The organism is Streptomyces sp. NBC_00335 (assembly GCF_036127095.1).
Lineage (GTDB): Bacteria > Actinomycetota > Actinomycetes > Streptomycetales > Streptomycetaceae > Streptomyces.
Genome location: NZ_CP108006.1, coordinates 3,660,704 through 3,680,502, shown reverse-complemented (window position 1 = coordinate 3,680,502; position 19,799 = coordinate 3,660,704). Strand labels below are relative to the sequence as shown.

Annotated in this window: 18 protein-coding genes; 12 read left to right on the top strand and 6 right to left on the bottom strand. The window is 72.8% G+C overall.

Translation table 11 applies throughout. The annotated features are described in order from the left end of the window. Positions 1-115 precede the first annotated feature (115 nt). Positions 116-1,045, bottom strand: a complete 930-nt coding sequence (locus OHA37_RS16415) for an A/G-specific adenine glycosylase (RefSeq protein ID WP_266905885.1) — start codon at positions 1,043-1,045, stop codon at positions 116-118. A gap of 74 nt (positions 1,046-1,119) precedes the next feature. Further along, complete coding sequence (locus OHA37_RS16410) at positions 1,120-1,728, bottom strand: phosphatase PAP2 family protein (RefSeq protein ID WP_266905883.1); 609 nt, start codon at positions 1,726-1,728, stop codon at positions 1,120-1,122. A 168-nt stretch (positions 1,729-1,896) separates the two neighbouring features. Between OHA37_RS16410 and OHA37_RS16405 the strand changes: the two genes are divergently transcribed. Continuing rightward, positions 1,897-2,727, top strand: a complete 831-nt coding sequence (locus OHA37_RS16405; RefSeq protein WP_266905881.1) for a hypothetical protein — start codon at positions 1,897-1,899, stop codon at positions 2,725-2,727. A gap of 132 nt (positions 2,728-2,859) precedes the next feature. On the opposite strand, the gene disA is transcribed toward OHA37_RS16405, so the two are convergent. Together disA and radA are read right to left on the bottom strand one after the other, a co-directional pair. Further along, entirely contained in the window at positions 2,860-3,984 is a 1,125-nt protein-coding gene (gene disA, locus OHA37_RS16400; RefSeq protein ID WP_266905879.1) for a DNA integrity scanning diadenylate cyclase DisA, read from the bottom strand. A gap of 249 nt (positions 3,985-4,233) precedes the next feature. Beyond that, positions 4,234-5,649, bottom strand: coding sequence for a DNA repair protein RadA (radA, locus tag OHA37_RS16395; protein WP_266905877.1), 1,416 nt, complete (start codon positions 5,647-5,649; stop codon positions 4,234-4,236). A gap of 196 nt (positions 5,650-5,845) precedes the next feature. Here radA and OHA37_RS16390 point away from each other — a divergent pair, with 196 nt between their 5' ends. After that, entirely contained in the window at positions 5,846-7,672 is a 1,827-nt protein-coding gene (locus OHA37_RS16390) for a BACON domain-containing protein (protein WP_266905875.1), read from the top strand. A gap of 9 nt (positions 7,673-7,681) precedes the next feature. Here OHA37_RS16390 and OHA37_RS16385 read toward each other — a convergent pair whose 3' ends face one another. Beyond that, complete coding sequence (locus OHA37_RS16385; protein ID WP_266905873.1) at positions 7,682-8,518, bottom strand: hypothetical protein; 837 nt, start codon at positions 8,516-8,518, stop codon at positions 7,682-7,684. Between the two features lie 63 nt (positions 8,519-8,581). On the opposite strand from OHA37_RS16385, the gene OHA37_RS16380 reads away from it, so the two are divergent. The 4 genes from OHA37_RS16380 to ilvD all read left to right on the top strand — a co-directional run bounded on the left by OHA37_RS16380 (position 8,582) and on the right by ilvD (position 13,632). Next, on the top strand, positions 8,582-9,529 hold the full coding sequence (locus OHA37_RS16380; RefSeq protein ID WP_266905871.1) for a Ppx/GppA phosphatase family protein: 948 nt from the start codon (positions 8,582-8,584) through the stop codon (positions 9,527-9,529). A gap of 596 nt (positions 9,530-10,125) precedes the next feature. Beyond that, positions 10,126-10,959, top strand: a complete 834-nt coding sequence (locus OHA37_RS16375) for a sugar phosphate isomerase/epimerase family protein (RefSeq protein WP_266905869.1) — start codon at positions 10,126-10,128, stop codon at positions 10,957-10,959. After that, the gene (locus OHA37_RS16370; RefSeq protein WP_266905867.1) at positions 10,956-11,597 is read left to right on the top strand and encodes a TetR/AcrR family transcriptional regulator; all 642 of its coding nucleotides are present in this window, start codon (positions 10,956-10,958) and stop codon (positions 11,595-11,597) included. Before OHA37_RS16375 ends, OHA37_RS16370 begins: the two co-directional genes overlap by 4 nt. A 181-nt stretch (positions 11,598-11,778) precedes the next feature. Beyond that, a complete protein-coding gene (ilvD, locus tag OHA37_RS16365) occupies positions 11,779-13,632 on the top strand; it encodes a dihydroxy-acid dehydratase (protein WP_266905865.1) in 1,854 nt (617 codons plus the stop codon). 60 nt (positions 13,633-13,692) lie between these two features. On the opposite strand, the gene OHA37_RS16360 is transcribed toward ilvD, so the two are convergent. Further along, the gene (locus OHA37_RS16360; RefSeq protein WP_266905863.1) at positions 13,693-15,813 is read right to left on the bottom strand and encodes a serine/threonine-protein kinase; all 2,121 of its coding nucleotides are present in this window, start codon (positions 15,811-15,813) and stop codon (positions 13,693-13,695) included. 106 nt (positions 15,814-15,919) lie between these two features. Between OHA37_RS16360 and OHA37_RS16355 the strand changes: the two genes are divergently transcribed. From OHA37_RS16355 to proC, 6 genes are all read left to right on the top strand, one after another. Next, a complete protein-coding gene (locus OHA37_RS16355; protein WP_266905861.1) occupies positions 15,920-16,222 on the top strand; it encodes a peptidase in 303 nt (100 codons plus the stop codon). Positions 16,223-16,305: 83 nt separating this feature from the next. Continuing rightward, a complete protein-coding gene (locus OHA37_RS16350) occupies positions 16,306-16,599 on the top strand; it encodes a peptidase (protein ID WP_266912852.1) in 294 nt (97 codons plus the stop codon). A 68-nt stretch (positions 16,600-16,667) separates the two neighbouring features. Then, positions 16,668-17,201 (top strand): hypothetical protein, encoded by a 534-nt coding sequence (locus OHA37_RS16345; RefSeq protein WP_443046305.1) that lies wholly within the window; start codon positions 16,668-16,670, stop codon positions 17,199-17,201. A 118-nt stretch (positions 17,202-17,319) separates the two neighbouring features. Further along, entirely contained in the window at positions 17,320-18,120 is an 801-nt protein-coding gene (locus OHA37_RS16340; protein ID WP_266905857.1) for an ABC transporter ATP-binding protein, read from the top strand. Further along, positions 18,117-18,854, top strand: coding sequence for an ABC transporter permease (locus OHA37_RS16335; RefSeq protein ID WP_266905855.1), 738 nt, complete (start codon positions 18,117-18,119; stop codon positions 18,852-18,854). The genes OHA37_RS16340 and OHA37_RS16335 overlap by 4 nt, the downstream gene beginning before the upstream one ends. 118 nt (positions 18,855-18,972) lie before the next feature. After that, positions 18,973-19,782 carry a pyrroline-5-carboxylate reductase gene (gene proC, locus OHA37_RS16330; protein WP_266905853.1) on the top strand — a complete coding sequence of 270 codons (810 nt, stop codon included), beginning with the start codon at positions 18,973-18,975 and terminating at the stop codon, positions 19,780-19,782. Positions 19,783-19,799: the final 17 nt, after the last annotated feature.

Here is a 19,799-nt window from a genome sequence, read left to right as displayed (position 1 = left end):
CGTTGTCACGACCCTGTGCGGGTGAGCCTTCGGTGGACGCACGGACACCCATAGGTTATGTAACAGCGCCCGTGAGCTGCGGTTTCTCCGGCCAAACGGAATCCCTGAGTCAGTTTCAGGGAGTTGCGGTGGCCGGGTCGGTGGGAGCCTTGGCGGGGGCGGCCGGGAGCCGGTACATGAGTCCGGGCAGCGGCTCCACCAGCCCGTCCGAGACCAGCCCGTCGAGCGCGCGGGCCCGCTGTACGGGCTCGTCCCAGACGGTGTCCAGGAGGGACTGCGGCACGGCGCCGACCGCCTCGCGCAGCACCGCGAGGAGCTTGCCGCGCACCTGCCGGTCCGTCCCGGCGTACGTCTGCCCGCGCCGCGGCGGTCCCTCGTGAGGGGGCTTCCCGGCCAGCCGCCACGCGCACAGCCCGGCCACCGGACAGCTCCCGCAGTCCGGGCTCTTGGCCGTGCACACCAGAGCCCCGAGCTCCATGGAGGCCGCAGCCCAGCGGGCCGCGGTGTCCTCGTCCTCGGGCAGCAGGGCCCGCGCCAGGCGCCGCTCGGCGGCGGTCGTGGCGTTCGGCGGGTACTCGACCCCGGTCGCGGTGCGCGCGAAGACCCGGCGCACGTTGGTGTCGAGGACCGCGTGCCGCTGCCCGTACGCGAAGGAGGCCACGGCGGCCGCCGTGTACTCGCCGATCCCGGGCAGGGCCAGCAGCTGTGCGTGCTCGCGCGGTACGTCGCCCCCGTGCCGCTCCGTTATGGCGACGGCCGCGCCGTGCAGGCGCAGGGCCCGCCGGGGGTAACCGAGGCGGCCCCAGGCGCGGACGGCCTCACCCGGGGCGTCGGCGGCGAGGTCGGCGGGCCGGGGCCAGCGGGCGAGCCACTGCTCGTAGACCGGCAGGACCCGGTTGACGGGGGTCTGCTGGAGCATGAACTCGCTGACCATCACCCCCCAGGGGCCGGCCTCGGGGCGGCGCCAGGGCAGGTCGCGGGCGTGTGCTTCGAACCACGCGATGACGGGGGAGTGCAGCGCGGTGGTGGGAATGGTTGCAGTCATGGCAGACGGCATCCTGGCACGTTTCGGGCCCGCGGGGTGTCGTGTCGCTCCCCGGCGCCAGGCCGGGGCGGGTGTCAGCGGGCGGGGTCCGGGCCGGTGATCAGGACGGCCGTGCGGCCGCCGCTCGTCCGCACGGCGGAGACGACCCTGGTCGCGGGCCCGGCGAGCGCGAGGCCGGCGAGGGCGGCGAGGCTCGCGCCCAGCAGCAGGCCCATGGCCACGTCGTGCGGGTAGTGCACGCCGACGAAGACCCGGGAGAAGGCCATCAGCAGGGCCAGCGGCACGGTCAGCAGCACGAGTTTGCGCACGGCGAGTGCCAGGGCCACGGCGCCCGCGCCCGCGATGGTGGCGTGGTTGCTGGGGAAGGACCAGTCGCCGGTGGCCGGGCACTTGACGAGCGAGACCGCCGCCCCGGCCACGGCCCGGCAGGGGCGCTCCTCGTCGACGCTGGACTTCACCAGCTCGGAGGCGACGTAGGCCAGGGCGGTGACGAAGGGGGCGAGCACCGCGAGCGCCACCGTGCGGGGGTCGCGGGCGCCACGTGATCGCCACCACACGGCTATGAAGAGGGCGCCGAAGACGAGCAGCCCGTACTCGGTCCAGAACTCGAACGCCGATTGCACCCAGGTGGGGGTCGAGTGGGCGAAATCGGTGACGTCGAGGTAGAGGCCGGAGCTGTCCATGGTCACTGAAGGTACCTAAATCGGAATAACGTCCTCATCAGTCTCCAGAGTCTCCGGGCCGAATTTCGGCGCTCCGGATCACCCCGCAGGATGATCATCGGCAAAACAAGCCGAGTGTGCGGCATGTGGGGCACTGATCGCGCCGGGAACTCTCGTAAGGTTCCCTCCGTGGGATCTCTGCGCAATCCGGTCGGGCCGCTCCCCTCCTCCATCTACTGGCGACGGAGGGCCGTGCTGGCGTCCGTTGCCGCGCTCCTCGCGATGCTCGCCGTATGGACCGTCAGTTCCGGTGCGGGCAAGTCGAGTACCAACGGCAAGGGCCAGGGCGGCTCCGGTCCCGTCACCCAGATCACCCCCGGACCCTCGGGCTCCGGTCCGGCGATCAGTCAGGCCCCGGGCGGGCGCGGGGACTCGGGCTCGGGCGGCTCCGGCGGTACGAGCGCCGGCACCGGCACGGGCTCCGGCCCCGGTGCGAGCCCCGGCACGGGCAAGAACGGCGAACCGGGCGCCGAGCCCGGCACCGCGGACCAGGGCGGGGCGAACGGATCCGGCGGCTCCGGAGGGAGCCAGGCCGTCCCGGCGGACTCGCCGGTGCCCACGTGCGCGCCCGGTGCGCTGCAGTGGGAGGTCAAGAGCGTGAAGAACGAGTACGAGGCGAACGAGAAGCCGCGTCTCGAACTCGTCGCGCGCAATGTCTCGGGAACGACCTGCAAGGTCGATCTCGGCCCGAAGCAGGCGGTTCTGACCATCACTCAGGCGAGCAACGCCAAGCCGGTCTGGTCCTCGGCGGACTGCCCGGCGGGCGCGGGCAACGTCTTCTACCGGGTGCCCTCGCAGGGCGAGACCACGCAAGCCCTGGAGTGGGACCGCCACTTCAGCGAGGCGACCCAGTGCCAGACGCCTCCGGCGGGGGTGGCGGCGGCGGACACGTACGTGGTCGAGGTCAAGTCCCCCGGCATGCCGGTGGCCCGAACCTCGTTCGTCCTGAAGCCGGAGTAGCCGGCGCGTTTTCCCCGGACGGGGCTGGATTGCCGCAGGGCAAGGTCAGCCCCTCCGGCGGTTGAGGAGCGGGGTCCGGGGAGGCGCCCCGGGAGCGGCGCTCGGCCGGACATCCCGGAGCGGGGCCGCAGCCTAGACGTAGCGCTCCAGGATGGAGGACTCCGCCAGCCGCGACAGCCCCTCGCGCACGCTGCGCGCACGCGCCTCGCCGACGCCGTCGACCGTCTGGAGGTCGTCCACCGAGGCGGCGAGCAGCTTCTGCAGCCCGCCGAAGTGCTCCACGAGCCGCTCGATGATGGCGCCCGGCAGCCGCGGAACCTTCGCCAGCAGCCGGTACCCGCGGGGCGACACCGCCGAGTCCAGGGTCTCCGGCGAGCCCGTGTACCCGAGGGCCTTCGCCACGATCGCCAGCTCCAGCAGCTCCGGATGCGTGAGCGCGTCCAGCGCCGGCAGTGCCTCCTCCACCGTGCGGGAACGCTTCGCCGTCGGCTCCGGCACGTAGTCCCGGATGACGAGCTCCCGCTCCTGCTCGATCCCTACCGTCAGCTCGTCGAGCTGGAGCGAGAGCAGCCGGCCGTCCGTGCCGAGCTCCACCACGTACTCCGCGATCTCCGTCGCGATGCGCCGCACCATTTCCAGCCGCTGCGCCACCGCCGTGACATCGCGGACCGTCACCAGGTCCTCGATCTCCAGCGCGGACAGCGTTCCGGCGACCTCGTCCAGGCGGAGCTTGTACCGCTCCAGCGTGGCCAGCGCCTGGTTCGCCCGCGACAGGATCGCCCCGGACTCCTCCAGCACGCGCCGCTCGCCGTCCACGTACAGCGCGATCAGCCGCATCGACTGCGAGACCGACACCACCGGGAATCCGCACTGCTTCGAGACCCGGTCCGCGGTCCGGTGCCGGGTGCCCGTCTCTTCCGTGTGGATCGACGCGTCGGGCACCAGCTGGACGCCCGCGCGCAGGATCTTGGTGATGTCCTTGTCCAGGATCAGCGCGCCGTCGAGCTTGCACAGCTCGCGCAGCCGGGTCGCGGTGAACTCCACGTCCAGGACGAAACCGCCCGTGCACATGGCCTCGACGGACTTGTCCATGCCGAGGACGATGAGCCCTCCGGTGTTGCCGCGAACGATCCGTTCGAGCCCGTCACGCAGGGGCTGACCAGGTGCGACCGCGCTCAGCGAGGCGCGCATCATGGCGTCCTGCTTGGAGCTCGCGCCCGACTTTCCGGATGCTGCTGCCCCGTCCTTGGCTGCCACTGCACTCCTCCGGTCGCGGGATGTACCGCCTGCGTACGGCCGGGCGGACCATCCCGAAGTCTACCGGCGCGGCCCCGGCGCCCGTCGTGCCTTGGCCCGGCCGGGCCGGCGCGCACCCCGTCCGTCCCCGCTGACCTGCTGTTCTCGGGTCCAGGGTGGGGGTGAGCGACGCCCGTGGATGTCTTCGGCGCCCTTCGGTACCGCCGGTGGCCGCCGGTGGCCGCCGGTGGCCTTCGGCGGCCGCCGGCGTCAGTCGGTGGCCCGCTCCTTGGCCGGCGTACGCGACCGCCCGCGCGGCAGGACCCGCAGGGCGTCGCCCATGTCGGCGACCTCGGTCACCTTCATGCCCGCCGGCACCTTCCCCGGGTCCGTCGGCACCAGTGCGTGGGTGAAGCCCAGCCGGTACGCCTCCGCGAGCCGGCGCTGCACCCCCGTCACGCGCCGGACCTCGCCCGCGAGCCCGACCTCGCCGATGGCCACCAGGTTCTTCGGGAGCGGTACGTCGCTGGCGGCCGAGGCCAGGGCCAGCGCGACGGCCAGGTCGGCGGCCGGCTCGGTGAGCTTCACCCCGCCCACGGTGGCGGTGTAGATGTCCCGCTTGCCGAGGGCCGTGATCCGCCCGCGCTGCTCCAGCACCGCCAGCATCATCGAGACGCGCGAGGTCTCCAGCCCGGAGGTGGTCCGGCGCGGCGAGGGGATCTGCGAGTCCACCGTCAGCGCCTGCACCTCGGCGACCAGCGGGCGCTTGCCCTCCAGGGTCACCGTCAGACAGGTGCCGGGGACGGCCTCGGCGCGGCGGGTCAGGAACAGTCCGCTCGGGTCGGCGAGGCCGTTGATGCCCTCGTCGGTGAGCTCGAAGCAGCCGACCTCGTCCGTGGTGCCGTACCGGTTCTTCACCCCGCGCACGAGGCGCAGCCGTGCGTGCCGGTCGCCCTCGAAGCTCAGTACGACGTCGACCAGGTGCTCCAGCAGCCGGGGACCGGCGATCGCCCCGTCCTTGGTGACGTGGCCGACCAGCAGCGTGGACATCCCGCGCTCCTTGGAGGCCCGGATCAGCGCCCCGGCCACCTCACGGACCTGCGCCATGCCGCCGGGCGCGCCGTCGATCTCGGGGGAGGCGACCGTCTGCACGGAGTCCATGATCAGCAGCGAGGGCTTCACGGCGTCGAGGTGCCCGAGGACGGCGGACAGATCGGTCTCGGCGGCCAGGTAGAGGTGCTCGCTGAGCGCGTTGATCCGGTCGGCCCGCAGCCGCACCTGGCTCGCCGACTCCTCGCCCGTGACGTACAGCGTGCGGTGCTCGTCGGAGGCGGCCTTCGCCGCGACGTCGAGCAGCAGCGTGGACTTGCCGACGCCCGGCTCGCCCGCGAGCAGGACGACCGCGCCGGGGACCAGCCCGCCGCCCAGCACCCGGTCCAGCTCGCTCACGCCCGTGCTGCGCGCGGTCGCCGTCCGCACGTCGACCTGCCCGATCGGCACGGCGGCCGTCGTGACCCGGCCGGCCGCGGTGGTCCGCACGGCGGGGGCGCCGCCGAGCTCCTCGACGGTGCCCCAGGCCTGGCACTCGGGGCACCGGCCGAGCCACTTGGCGGTGGAGTACCCGCACTCGGTACAACGGTAGGACGGCCGGTCCTTGGCGGATGAACGAGATGTACGGGCAGCCATGCGGCCCACGGTAGCCGCCGCCACCGACAGCCCTCCCCGGACGGCCCCCGGGACGGTCCTCCGTCCGTCCCGGCGTGTACGCCGTGGCGTGCACCGTCAGGGGCGCCGTCAGCACGGCGCCGATCTGTTCACCCGTAAGGGCTAAAACTGGTGAAGGCTTCCGGAGCGCCACCGGCGCGCCGCCTACGGTCACCAAGTGACCAGCAGCAACCGGGGACACCCCGCACCGCGCACCGGCGCACACCGGGCGCACGGGCGCACTCCCCCCGAGGCGACCAGGGTGGAGCAGCCGCCACCGTTCCGGTACGAGCCCTACCTGGACGGGCTGTTCACGTACTGCCTCTCGGTCCTGTGCGACCACGACAACGCCACCGACGTGCTCGGCGACGTCCTCGCCGTCGCCGACCGGCATCCCGGCCGCTGCCCCGACGAGGGGCACCGGCGGGCCTGGCTGTACGCCCTCGCCCGCTGGGCCTGCCTGCGCAGGCTGGCCGAGCGGCGGCGCACGCGCTACGGGTACGGGGGAGCGCATTCCGCCCGGCGTGCACCGGAGCACACGGACGCCGGCCGTGCGCCGGATCCCGCGACGGCGAGCGCCGACACGAACGCGGCGAACGCGGTGGCGAACGCCGCGGTGGCCGGCCAGGCCGGCTCCGCGGGCCCCGCCGCCCCCACCGGTCACGGCGGTCTCGACGTGTACGCCTACCGCCGCACCGAGCTCGCCCGCCTCGCCTGGCCGGAGGCCGCCGGAACCACCCCCGAGCAGCGCGAGGCACTCGAACTCGCCGTCCGCCACCGCCTGGGCGTCCCCGAACTCGCCGCCGTCCTCGGTACGCCCCCGGCAGCGGCCCGCGAGCTGCTCACCGGCGCCGCCTGCGAGGTGGAGCGCACCCGCGCCGCCCTCGCCGTCGTGGAGACGGGCAACTGCCCGACCGTGTCCCGGCTCACCGGAGACGACGGGGAGGGCGGGGGAGACGGGAACCTCCTCCTGTCCTCCTCCCTGCGCGCCGAGCTCGTCCGCCACGTCGACGACTGCCCGCGCTGCCGCCGCGTCGCCGAACGCGTCGGCGCCGGCGGCCCCTGGCCCGGCTCGGGCGGCATCAACACCGCCGCCCTCCCGCTGGTCCCGGCCCCGCGCACCGCCGTGCACGCCGCGATGCTCCGCTCCGGCGGCCGCCGGGGCGCCGGAGCCGGCCCGCGCTTCGACCGCACCGGGTTCCCGATGGACCCCAAGGACCGCGCGGCCCGCCGCGAGCGGCTGCGGGCCCGCGCCGTGACCACCACCGTCGTCGCCACCGTCGTCGCGGCCCCGGTGCTGGCGCTGTGGGCGGCCTACCGGGGCGCCCCGAGCACCGGGGAACCCGTGGGCAACGGCTCCACGCGCATCTCGGCGAGCGACGCGGAACTCCCGCAGGCCCGTACCGACGGCCGCCCGCTGACGGCGTACGAGAACGCGGGCAATGCCGCCGTCACCACCGACGGCCCCGGCTTCGCCCCGTCCGCAGCCGACCCCGACGTCTCCGTGGAGGTCATCAGCAGCGGCGCACCGAGCCCCACACCCGGGGGACCGGGCCGGCTCACCGCGGCCGCCTCCACCCACGGAGCCACCACCCTGCTCACCCTCACCGCATCGGGCGGCGCCCCGGTCGACTGGCGGCTGTGGTCCGACGCCCCGTGGCTCCGCGCCAGTACGACCTCGGGCCGGCTGGCGCCAGGAGAATCGGTCACCCTACGGATCACCCTGGACTCCGCAGCCCAGCCCGTAGGGGCCTGGAGCGCCCGGGTCGGGGTGGACCCGGGCGGCGCGGTGATCTCCATCCGGGGCCGGGGCCGCCCGGCACCCACCCCGCCCGGGCCGGAGCCGACCCCGACCCCCACCCCGACTCCGACACCCACGCCGACTCCGACGCCGACCCCCGAGCCGACGCCGACACCCACCCCGACTCCCACGCCGACCCCGACGCCGAGCCCCTCGGACGGGGCCACGGCGGAGCCGGAGCCGACACCGGCCCCTGCCCCGTAGCGCTGCGGCCTACGACTCGGGCGCGGGCGCGGGGTCGGCCGGGTGCGGGGCCATCGGCAGCAGCGAGGCGAGCCGCGCCTCGCAGAGCCGTACGAGCTCCTCGTACGCCTCCTTGCCCATCAGCTCCGTCAGCTCGGCGCGGTACGACACGTACACCGGCTTGCCGGCGCCGTGCGCGGAGGTGGCCGAGGTGCACCACCAGTGCAGGTCGTGGCCGCCCGGACCCCAGCCGCGCCGGTCGTACTCGCCGATCGACACCTGCAGCACGCGGGTGTCGTCGGGCCGGTCGATCCAGTCGTAGGTCCGCCGGACGGGCAGCTGCCAGCACACGTCCGGCTTGGTCTCCAGCGGCTCCTGGCCGCCGCGCACCGCGAGGATGTGCAGGGAACAGCCGGCGCCCGCCGGGAAACCGGGCCGGTTCAGGAAGATGCAGGCACCGTCCCAGCGACGGGTCTGCTTCTCCCCGTCGTCGTCGTGCTGCGTCCACCCGGTCTCGCTGCCGACATCGTGGAACTGCCACAGCTCCGGCGTCAGCCGCGCCACGTTCTCGGCGACCCGCTTCTCGTCGTCCTCGTCGGAGAAGTGCGCGCCGAGCGTGCAGCAGCCGTCGTCGGCGCGGCCCGCTTGGATGCCCTGGCAGCCGCTGCCGAAGATGCAGGTCCAGCGGGAAGTGAGCCAGGTCAGGTCGCAGCGGAAGACCTGTTCCTCGTCGGCGGGGTCCGGGAACTCCACCCAGGCCCGCGGGAAATCGAGCCCCTTCTCGTCCGCCTTGGCGGCGGCCTTGGCACCCTTGGCGGCCTTGCCGACCTTGGTCTTGGACTTGTTGGCCTTCTTCGTATTTGGCACAAACCCCAGCCTAAGCGCCCCTTACTCCACCCCTACGCCTTTGGACCAGTAGCGTTTCCCCTCATGAGACTCGGTGTCCTTGATGTGGGTTCGAACACGATCCATCTGCTGGTGGTGGACGCGCACCCCGGTGCACGCCCCCTGCCCGCGCACTCGCACAAGGTGGAGCTGCGGCTCGCGGAGCTGCTCGACGAACACGGCGCGGTGACGCCCGAGGGCGTCGAGCGGCTGGTTTCCGTCATCGGGGACGCGGTGCAGGCCGCCGAGGACAAGGGGTGCGAGGACGTCCTCCCCTTCGCGACGAGCGCGGTACGGGAGGCCACGAACGCCGACGAGGTCCTGGCGCGGGTCAAGGCCGAGACGGGCGTGGACCTCCCCGTCCTCAGCGGCGACGACGAGGCCCGCCTGACGTTCCTCGCCGCGCGGCGCTGGTTCGGCTGGTCGGCGGGCAAGCTCCTGCTCCTGGACATCGGGGGCGGCTCGCTGGAGATCGCGTACGGCATCGACGAGGACCCGGACGCGGCCGTCTCGCTCCCCCTGGGCGCCGGACGCCTGACGGCGGGCTGGCTCCCGGGCGACCCGCCCGACCAGGCGGACGTCCGGGCGCTGCGCCGTCACGTACGGGCCCAGATCGCGCGGACCGTCGGCGAGTTCAGCCGCTTCGGCCCGCCGGACCGGGTGGTGGCCACCTCGAAGACCTTCAAGCAGCTGGCCCGGATCGCGGGCGCGGCCCGCTCCGCGGAAGGGCTCTACATCCAGCGGGACCTGACCCGGAAGTCCCTGGAGGAGTGGGTTCCGAGGCTGGCGGCGATGACCACCGCCCAGCGCTCCACCCTCCCGGGCGTCTCCGAGGGCCGCTCCAACCAGTTGCTCGCGGGAGCGCTGGTGGCTGAGGGCGCGATGGATCTCCTGGGCGTCGAATCCCTGGAAGTCTGCCCCTGGGCCCTCCGCGAAGGCGTCATCCTCCGCCGTCTGGACCACCTCGGAAGGTCCAGCCCCGTCGGGGCCTGAGCCCTGAGCCCTGGGGCCGTGCCGCCCGCCCTGCGCCCGCTCCCCGCCGCTGCACGGGGGCCAGCCCCCGGACCCCCGCGCCTCAAACGCCGGCGGGGCTGGGGTGTGCCGGTGCGCTGTTTGCTGCGTGGGGTGGGGCGGGGCCGGGGCCGGGGTGGGGTGCTGGCCTGGACTGCATGATTTAGGCGCCCTGCCCTCGACTTTGACAGGGCCCGGCCTGCTCTCGCGCCACAAATCACGCTCTACGTCCAGGCCAACACCCCACCCCGTCCCCGTCCCCGCCCTGCCGCACCTCCCGACCCCGGCCGGGGTTTGGCCTTTTCAGCCGCCCGGGGTTTGGGTTTTTCAGCCGTCCGGCGTTTGAGGACCGGGGTCTGGGGCGGAGCCCCAGGGGTTCGGGCGCAGCCCGGGGCTCCTTTGTTTCAGCCCGTCCGGCGTTTGAGGACCGGGTCAGGGCGGAGCCCTGGGAACGGGGGAAGGGCGGGTAGGGGACAGCCGCGCGCAGCGCCCTCCGGGGCGGCCGCCCCGGAGGGCGGGCCCGTCGGGGGCTTCGTAGGGCGGGTTCGGGGTCACGGGGACCCCGATACCCTGTCCCCGTGGCAAAACCAGTCCGGATCCCGACCGCGAAAGTCGCCCTCTCCACCGCCTCCGTCTACCCGGAGTCCACGGCGACCGCCTTCGAGATCGCCGCGCGCCTCGGCTACGACGGCGTCGAGGTCATGGTCTGGACCGACCCCGTCAGCCAGGACATCGACGCCCTGCGCCGTCTCTCCGACCACCACCGGGTCCCGATCCTGGCCATCCACGCCCCCTGCCTCCTCATCACGCAGCGCGTGTGGTCCACCGACCCCTGGACCAAACTCCAGCGCGCCCAGGCGGCAGCCGAAAAGCTCGGCGCGAGCACGGTCGTCGTGCATCCTCCGTTCCGCTGGCAGCGCCAGTACTCCCGCGACTTCGTCACCGGAATCTGGCGGATGGCGGACGAGACCGACGTCAAGTTCGCCGTCGAGAACATGTACCCCTGGCGCTACCGCGACCGCGAGATGCTCGCCTACGCGCCCGAGTGGGACGTCACCAAGGACGACTACCGCCACTTCACCGTCGACCTCTCGCACACCGCGACCGCCCGCACCGACGCGACCGCGATGATCGACCGGATGGGCGACCGCCTCGCCCACATCCACCTCGCCGACGGAAACGGTTCCGCGAAGGACGAGCACCTCGTCCCAGGCCGCGGCACCCAGCCCTGCGCCGAACTGCTGGAGCGGCTCGCCGCCACCTCCTTCGACGGGCACGTCGTCATCGAGGTCAACACCCGCCGCGCGATGTCCTCCGCCGAGCGCGAGGCCGACCTCGCCGAGGCCCTGGCCTTCACCCGCCTGCACCTCGCGACCGCCCCCGGCCCGGCACCCAGGACCCCGCACCCGTGACCGCCCGCCTGCCGGACCCCGCCCCGGACCCCGCCAAGCCCCGCCGCGGTCCCGGCCGCCCCCGCCAGGACGAGGCCGACGACGGCCCCGGCACCCAGGAGCGCATCCGCCTCGCGGCCCGTACGGAGTTCGCCGCGCGCGGCTACGACAAGACCTCGGTCCGCGGGATCGCCAAGGCGGCCGGCGTGGACCCGGCCCTGGTGCACCACTACTTCGGCAGCAAGGACGACCTCTTCGCCGCCGCGATCGAGCTCAGCATGGAGCCGGCCCTCGTCCTCCCCAAGATCATCGGCGCGGGCCCCGACGGCATCGGCGAACGCCTGGCCCGCTACTTCCTCGGCGTCTGGGAGAACCCGGTCACCCGGACCCCGCTGCTCGCCGTGATCCGCTCGGCCCTCACCCACGAGGCCGCCGCGAAGGTGCTCCGGCGGCTGATCCTGCACCGCCTGCTGGAGCGGATCGCGGCCGACCTCAACGTCCCCGACCCGACCTTCCGCGCCGAGCTCGCCGCCTCCCACATGGTCGGCATCGCGATCCTGCGCTACGTCGTCCAGGTCGAGCCCCTCGCATCGGCGGACCCGGAGACCATCATCGACCTGGTGGCCCCCACCCTCCAGCGCTACCTCACCGAGGAGTGACGGATGAGGCGCCCGTGCGCGCAGCCCCGTAATCTCCGCTCCGTGCCCAATTACTGAGCCGCCCGTCCCGGGATCCGGACAGCCCGTCCGGATCCCGGGCAGGGGGCGTAGCCTCGTAACCGAGCCATATCCACAGTCGCGGCAGACGCTCGCGTCACCGCACACATGGGGAGAGAACCCGATGCCCGAGCTGAGGTCCCGCACCGTCACCCACGGCCGCAACATGGCAGGCGCACGTGCCCTGATGCGCGCCTCGGGCGTAGCGAGCGCGGACATCGGGAAGCCGATCATCGCGGTCGCCAACTCCTTCACCGAGTTCGTCCCCGGCCACACCCACCTGGCCCCGGTCGGCCGCATCGTCTCCGACGCGATCCTGGCCGCCGGCGCCGTCCCCCGCGAGTTCAACACCATCGCGGTCGACGACGGCATCGCCATGGGCCACGGCGGCATGCTGTACTCCCTGCCCTCCCGCGACCTGATCGCGGACTCGGTCGAGTACATGGTCGAGGCGCACTGCGCCGACGCGCTGATCTGCATCTCCAACTGCGACAAGATCACCCCCGGCATGCTGATGGCCGCCATGCGCCTCAACATCCCGGTCGTCTTCGTCTCCGGCGGCCCGATGGAGGCCGGCCAGGCCACCCTCGTGGACGGCACCGTCCGCAAGCTCGACCTGATCGACGCGATGGTGGACGCCTCCAACGACAGCGTCTCCGACGAAGACGTCCTGCGCATCGAAGAGAACGCCTGTCCCACCTGTGGCAGCTGTTCCGGCATGTTCACCGCCAACTCGATGAACTGCCTCGCCGAGGCCATCGGCCTGGCCCTCCCCGGCAACGGCTCGGTCCTCGCGACGCACACCGCCCGCCGCGCCCTGTACGAGGACGCCGGCCGCACGATCGTCGAGATCACCAAGCGCTACTACGAGCAGGACGACGAGTCCGTCCTGCCCCGCAACATCGCGACCCGCCAGGCCTTCGAGAACGCCATGGCCCTCGACATCGCCATGGGCGGCTCCACCAACACGATCCTGCACCTCCTCGCCGCCGCGCAGGAAGCAGGCCTGAAGTACGACCTCACGGACATCGACGAGATCTCCCGCCGGGTCCCGTGCCTCGCCAAGGTCGCGCCGAACGTGGCGCCCGGCGGCACGTACTACATGGAGGACATCCACCGGGCCGGCGGCATCCCCGCCCTGCTCGGCGAGCTCCACCGCGGCGGCCTGCTCAACAAGGACGTCACCACGGTCCACTCCGCCAACCTGGAGGAGTGGCTCGCGAAGTGGGACGCCCGCTCCGGCACGGCCCCCGAAGAGGTCATGGAGCTGTGGCACGCGGGCCCCGGCTGCCAGCGCTCCGCCTCCGCCTTCTCCCAGTCCGAGCGCTGGGACACCCTCGACCTCGACGCCGAGGGCGGCTGCATCCGCTCCGTCCAGCACGCGTACTCCAAGGACGGCGGCCTCGCCGTCCTGCGCGGCAACATCGCGGTCGACGGCTGCGTCGTGAAGACCGCCGGTGTCGACGAGTCGATCTGGACCTTCGAGGGCCCGGCCGTGGTCTGCGAATCGCAGGACGAGGCCGTCGACAAGATCCTCCGCAAGGAGATCAAGGCCGGCGACGTGGTCGTCATCCGCTACGAGGGCCCGCGCGGCGGTCCCGGCATGCAGGAGATGCTCTACCCGACGTCCTTCCTCAAGGGCCGCGGCCTCGGCAAGGTCTGCGCACTGATCACGGACGGCCGCTTCTCCGGCGGCACCTCGGGCCTCTCCATCGGCCACGCCTCCCCGGAGGCGGCCTCGGGCGGCTCCATCGCGGTCGTCGAGGACGGCGACCGGATCCGCATCGACATCCCGAACCGCTCCATCGAGCTCCTGGTCGACGAGGCCACGCTGGCCGCCCGCCACGCGGCCCTGGGCGGCGTCTACGCCCCGAAGAACCGCGAGCGCAAGGTCTCCGCGGCCCTGCGCGCCTACGCGGCGATGGCCACCAGCGCCGACAAGGGCGCGGTCCGCGACGTCAGCCTCCTGGAGCGCTGACCCCCACGCACGCACCGGCTCCGGCCCCGCCCGACACCCGCGGGCGGGGCCGTCGCCGTCTCACCACCCGGCGGGATCCCCGGCGGCCACCGCGAACACGGTCCCGTCCGGCGCCGAGGCGTACACCCGCCCGTCCCCGACGACGGGCGCGGGCAGACTCGCCGCGAAGGTGTCCTTCCCGGAGCCCATGCGGGGCTTGGTCTGCCCGAGCAGCTTCCCCGCCCGCGCGTCAATGGCGAGCAGCCGCCCGTCGGAGGCGCTCAGGTAGACCCGCCCGTCGGCGAGTGTCGGCCGGGAGGCCACGGCCACCCCCGTCTCCAGCCGCCACTCCTCCTTCGTGGCGCCCACGGCAGCGAGCGCGCCGGTCGCCCCGAAGACGTACAGGACCCCGTCGGGTCCCACGGTCGCCTGCGCCTCGTACAGCGGAGACGCGAGCTTCACGCGCCGTGGGGTGCGGGTCGCCAGGTCCACCCGTACGACTGTGGACGTTTTGGCCGGCTCCTCGATGCTCAGCAGGTACAGGCCGCCTCGGGCCGTGCCGACCGGCTTCAGTTTCCCCGTGGTGTGGATTTGCCAAGACACTGATCCGCTCACCGGGTCCACGGCCGAAACGCGCGTCGAGCTCCCACCTTTGTCGGGGGTCGCCACGTACAGCACGGCCTGGTCGGCTTCCTCCGGGCCGCTCCACCAGATGGATCCCGGCCCGCCGATCTGCTTCGTCCAGCGAACGTTGCCGCTGGCCGGGTCCACGACGGTGGCCCTTCCCTCCGCTGCGCGGACCAGCAGTACCTGGCTGCCTGCCACCACTACTTGTGTGCCGCTCGGTAGCTTCTGCCTCCACCGCTCCACGCCGGTCCGGGTGTCCAGAGCCTGGAGCGTTTCGCTGCCCGGCGCCACGGCGAGAACCAGGCCTGCCGCGTGGGAAGGGGGACTGTCAGTCGTGGGCTTGGTGCCGGGTACAGGTGGCCGGACGGTCCACAGCACGGAACCGTCCGCCGGAGAGATCCGGGCGGCGGTCAGGCCGGGCCCCGAGCAGTACAGGGCGGCGGATGCCCAGGAGCAGGATGCGGAGCGCTCGACCAGCGCCACTGACCACGAGGTGGCGCCCTTCGTCGCCGTTGGCGGCGATCCCGTTCCCTTCGCGGCGATCCGCTCGGCAGGCCGGGCGGACGAACCGAACGCCAGGTACCCGCCGGCCGCCCCGACCGTGAGCAGCAGCCCGAGTCCCGCCGCCAGCACCGCGGGCTTGACCCGCCGACCGCGGTCGCGAGGGGGGACGGTGGCCTGCTCCCGACGGTGCGTGACCTCCTCGTCGGCCATCGGCTGCCTCGGCCGCGGGACGAAGGCTTGGGTGTCCAGATCCGTCGGGTACGCCACCGCCCGCAGCGCCACGATCAGTGCGTCCGCGCTCGGCCGCTCCGCCGGATCCTTGGCCAGACACTGCGCGACCAGCGGCACGAGCCGCTCCGGCAGACCGGTCAGGTCGGGCTCGCTGTGCACCACCTGGTACGCCACGAGGTAATGGCTGTCCGAGTCGAACGGCCCCCGCCCGGTCGCGGCGTACACGAGCACCGCACCCAGGGCGAACACATCGGCCGCGGTCCCCACTTCCCGAGGCCGCTGGAACTGCTCCGGCGCCATGAAGGGCGGGGTCCCGATCAGCTTCCCCGTCTCGGTCCGCAGATCGCTGTCCGCCGGCCGCGAGATCCCGAAGTCGATGACCCGCACCCCGTCCGGGGCCATCAGCACGTTGCTGGGCTTCAGGTCCCGGTGGACGACCCCCGCCCGGTGGATGTCCCTCAGCGCCTCGGCAAGCCCGGCGGCGAGCCGCGCGAGCTCCCTGGCTTCCAGCACGTGCTCCCGTACCCGCTCGGAGAGAGTCGGGGCATCGATGAACAGCGTGGCCATCCAAGGCCGTTCGGCATCGGGATCCGCATCCACGACGGGCGCCGTGAACGCTCCGCTCACCCGCCGCGCGGCCGCGACCTCCTGCCGGAACCGCGCCCGGAACTCCGGGTCCACGGCGTGCTGCGGATGCACGATCTTGACGGCGAGTTTCAGCCCCGACTCGGAGGTGGCCAGGTGGACGACACCCATGCCGCCGGAACCGAGCACGGACTCAAGCCGGTACTGCCCGGCGTACTCCGGAAAACCCGCGTAGTCCGTCCGTGCTGAACGCACCGCTCACCACCCCCGCCGGAGCCTAGTCGATGGTCCGTGCGAATCTCCAAGGTCCTGCTACCCTGCGCGAGTTGCGCAGGGCAACGCCCTAGGGGGGTTATTCCGTATGTCCGTTGAGAGCGATTCAAGCCAAGTCGAGAGCCTGACCTCGGGGTCGGGATTCCCGACGTTCCCGGTCGCACCGGGATACCGGGTGAACGTCCGCAGTGGCCCCGGCACCAACTATTCGATCGTCGACACTCTGTCGCTCGGCGCATTGGTCGCCATCCGCTGCCAGTGCCAGGGGACGACCATCACCGGCCCGTACGGCACGACATCCATCTGGGACTGCATCGGGAACAGCCGCTTCGTCTCCGACGCCTACGTGAAGACGGGCAGCGACGGCTACGTCGCCACCCGCTGCGCCTGAGTACACGCGGAAGGAACGAAATGATCAGTCGACGACGCGTGCTCGGCCTGGGCGGCTCCGTGATCGCCGCGGTGCCCGCGCTCATGCTCGCGGGGGCGAGTGAGGCAGCCGCCGTCGGGGGCTCGGGATTCCCGACGTTCCCCGTGGCGCCCGGCTACCGCGTGAACGTCCGCGGTGGCCCCGGCACCAACTACTCGATCGTCCGCGTTCTCCCGCTCGGTGCCACCGTCGGCATCCGCTGCCAGTGCGAAGGCATGACCGTTTCGGGCCCGTACGGCACGACGGACCTCTGGGACTGCATCGGCAACGGCGAGTTCATCTCCGACGCCTATGTGAAGACGGGCAGCGACGGCTACATCACCAGCCGCTGCGGCTGACGCCATCCGGGCCATCCCGCGGCCCGCCCCGTGAGACACCCCGGGCCCGCCCGGCCCGGCGGGGGATAATCGCTGGTGTGAGCGACGACCAGCGAGACCAGACCCCCGCCGAGCCGGCCCCCGCGGTGCCCACCGGCCCCGAGCCCGAGCCGATCCGTTTCTTCGGCACCACCTGGGTGGACCACGACGGCGGCTACGGCGCGCGCCGCGTCGGCGTGGCAGCCGGTGCGCTGGTTCTCGCCGTCATCAGCGCCTTCTTGCTCCGCTTCTCCTACGAGGGCCTGGAGATCGGCAACGTCGGCGCCTTCCTGAGCATCTCGGTCGTCATCCTGTTCGCGATCGCCAGCTCCATCGCGTTCGTCAAGACCTGGGAATCCTTCAGCCGCCGCCTGCCCCCGTCCTCCGACGAGACGGCCCTCAAGGGCCTGAAGGCGATCGGTTTCATCGGCAGCCTCATCGCGTACTTCCTGCGCTGCTTCGTCGAGGCCCCCGGCGAGAAGCTGCGCCGCACCGAGTACGAGCGCGCCTCCGTCGAGTTCGCCCGCCGCCGCGGCTCCCGCACCGGCAACCCGGCCGCCCGCCGCCCCAAGCGCAAGAAGTAGCCCCGGCCACGGGCCGACCCCGGCCCCGGGCCCGACCCGACCCCGCCCGGCCCCACCCCGCCCGGCCCCACCACCGTGAGCCTTGCGCCGTGGCACAGCCGGGAGCATTATTCATCACATGATGAATAACCAAGCGGCCGCCGCCGTCCGCGCCGACGGCCTCACCGTCCGCCGCGGCACCGGCCGCAGCCGCCGTACGGTCCTCGACGCCGTCTCCTTCGACGTCCCCCGCGGCCGCATCACCGGCCTCCTCGGCCCCTCCGGCTGCGGAAAGTCCACCCTGATGCGCGCCGTCGTCGGCACCCAGGCCCACGTCACCGGCACCCTCGACGTCCTCGGCCACCCCGCGGGCCACCCCGGACTCCGCTCCCGCATCGGCTACGTCACGCAGGCGCCCTCCGTCTACGACGACCTCACCGTCCGGCAGAACCTCGACTACTTCGCCGCGATCCTCGACCCCGGCCGCGCCGCCGCCGAGCGCCGCCGCGAGACCGTCACCCGGGCCATCGCCGACGTGGACCTCGCCACCCACACCACCGCCCTCGCCGGAAACCTCTCCGGCGGCCAGCGCAGCAGGGTCTCCCTCGCGGTCGCCCTGCTCGGCAGCCCCGAGCTCCTCGTCCTCGACGAGCCGACCGTCGGCCTCGACCCGGTCCTGCGCCGCGACCTGTGGAACCTCTTCCACGAGATCACAGCCACCCGAGGCGCCACCCTCCTGGTCTCCTCCCACGTCATGGACGAAGCCGAGCGCTGCCACGACCTCCTCCTCATGCGCGAGGGCCGCATCCTCGCGCAGGACACCCCCGAGGCACTGCGCACCCGTACCCACACGGACACCGTCGAAGAGGGCTTCCTCCACCTCGTCGACGCCGCCAACGCGGAAGCCACCACCAGCGCACCCCAGGGGAGCACCCGATGAGCACCGCCCGCACCGTCGCCACCGCAGCCCGCGTCCTGCGCCAGCTCCGCCACGACCCGCGCTCCATCGCGCTGATGCTGCTGGTCCCCGTACTGATGCTGGTCCTGCTCCGCTACGTCTTCGACGGCAACCCGCGGACCTTCAACGGCATCGGCGCGTCCCTCCTCGGGATCTTCCCCCTCATCACGATGTTCCTGATCACCTCCATCGCGACCCTGCGCGAACGCACCTCCGGCACCCTCGAACGCCTCCTCGCCATGCCGCTCGGCAAGGGCGACCTCATCGCCGGCTACGCCCTCGCCTTCGGCGCCATGGCGGTCGTCCAGTCCCTGCTCGCCACCGGTGTCGCCCTCTGGGTCCTCGGCCTCGACGTCGTCGGTTCCCCGTGGCTGCTCCTGCTCGTGGCCCTCCTCGACGCCCTGCTCGGCACCGCGCTCGGCCTCTTCGTCTCCGCCTTCGCGGCGTCCGAGTTCCAGGCCGTCCAGTTCATGCCGGCGGTGATCTTCCCCCAGCTCCTGCTGTGCGGCCTCTTCGCCGCCCGCGACACCATGCAGCCCGTCCTCGAAGCGATCTCGAACGTCCTGCCCATGTCCTACGCCGTCGACGGCATGAACCAGGTCCTCACCCACACCGACATGACCGCCGACTTCGTCCGCGACGCCGGCATCGTCGCCGGATGCGCCCTCCTGGTCCTCACCCTCGGCGCCGCCACCCTCCGCCGCCGCACGCCCTGACCGGAGCCGCCTGACCGGACTGCGGACAGCCCGTCGCGCATCCGCGCACGAGTGCAAGGATGAGGACGCAAACCATGCATGCATGCGTGCACGAACAGTTCGGCGAGGTGAATCGGGCATGACCCAGACAGTCGCAGTCCTCGGTACCGGCAAGATCGGCGAGGCCCTGCTCAGCGGGATGATCCGCGGCGGCTGGCCCGCCTCCAAGCTCCTCGTCACCGCCCGCCGCCCGGAACGCGCCGAGGAACTGCGCACCCGCTACGGCGTCGAGGCCGTCACCAACGCCGAGGCCGCCAAGCGCGCCGACACCCTCATCCTCACCGTGAAGCCGCAGGACATGGGCAAGCTCCTCGAAGAGCTCGCCCCGCACGTCCCCGCCGACCGGCTGGTCATCAGCGGCGCGGCCGGCATCCCGACCTCCTTCTTCGAGGAGCGCCTCGCCCAGGGCACCCCCGTCGTCCGCGTCATGACGAACACCCCGGCCCTCGTCGACGAGGCCATGTCCGTCATCTCGGCCGGCAGCCACGCCACCGGCGCGCACCTCGCGCACACCGAAGAGATCTTCGGCGGCGTCGGCAAGACCCTGCGCGTCCCGGAATCCCAGCAGGACGCGGCCACCGCCCTCTCCGGCTCCGGCCCCGCCTACTTCTACTACCTGGTCGAGGCCATGACCGACGCCGGCATCCTCCTCGGACTGCCCCGCGCCCAGGCCCACGACCTCATCGTCCAGGCCGCCGTCGGCGCCGCCGTCATGCTCCGCGACAGCGGCGAACACCCGGTCAAGCTCCGCGAAGCCGTCACCTCCCCGGCCGGCACCACCATCAACGCGATCGTGGAGCTGGAGAAGCACGGCGTACGAGCGGCCCTGATCGCCGCCCTCGAAGCGGCCCGCGACCGCAGCCGCGAGCTCGCCTCCGGCAACAGCTGACACCGACCGTCCGTTAC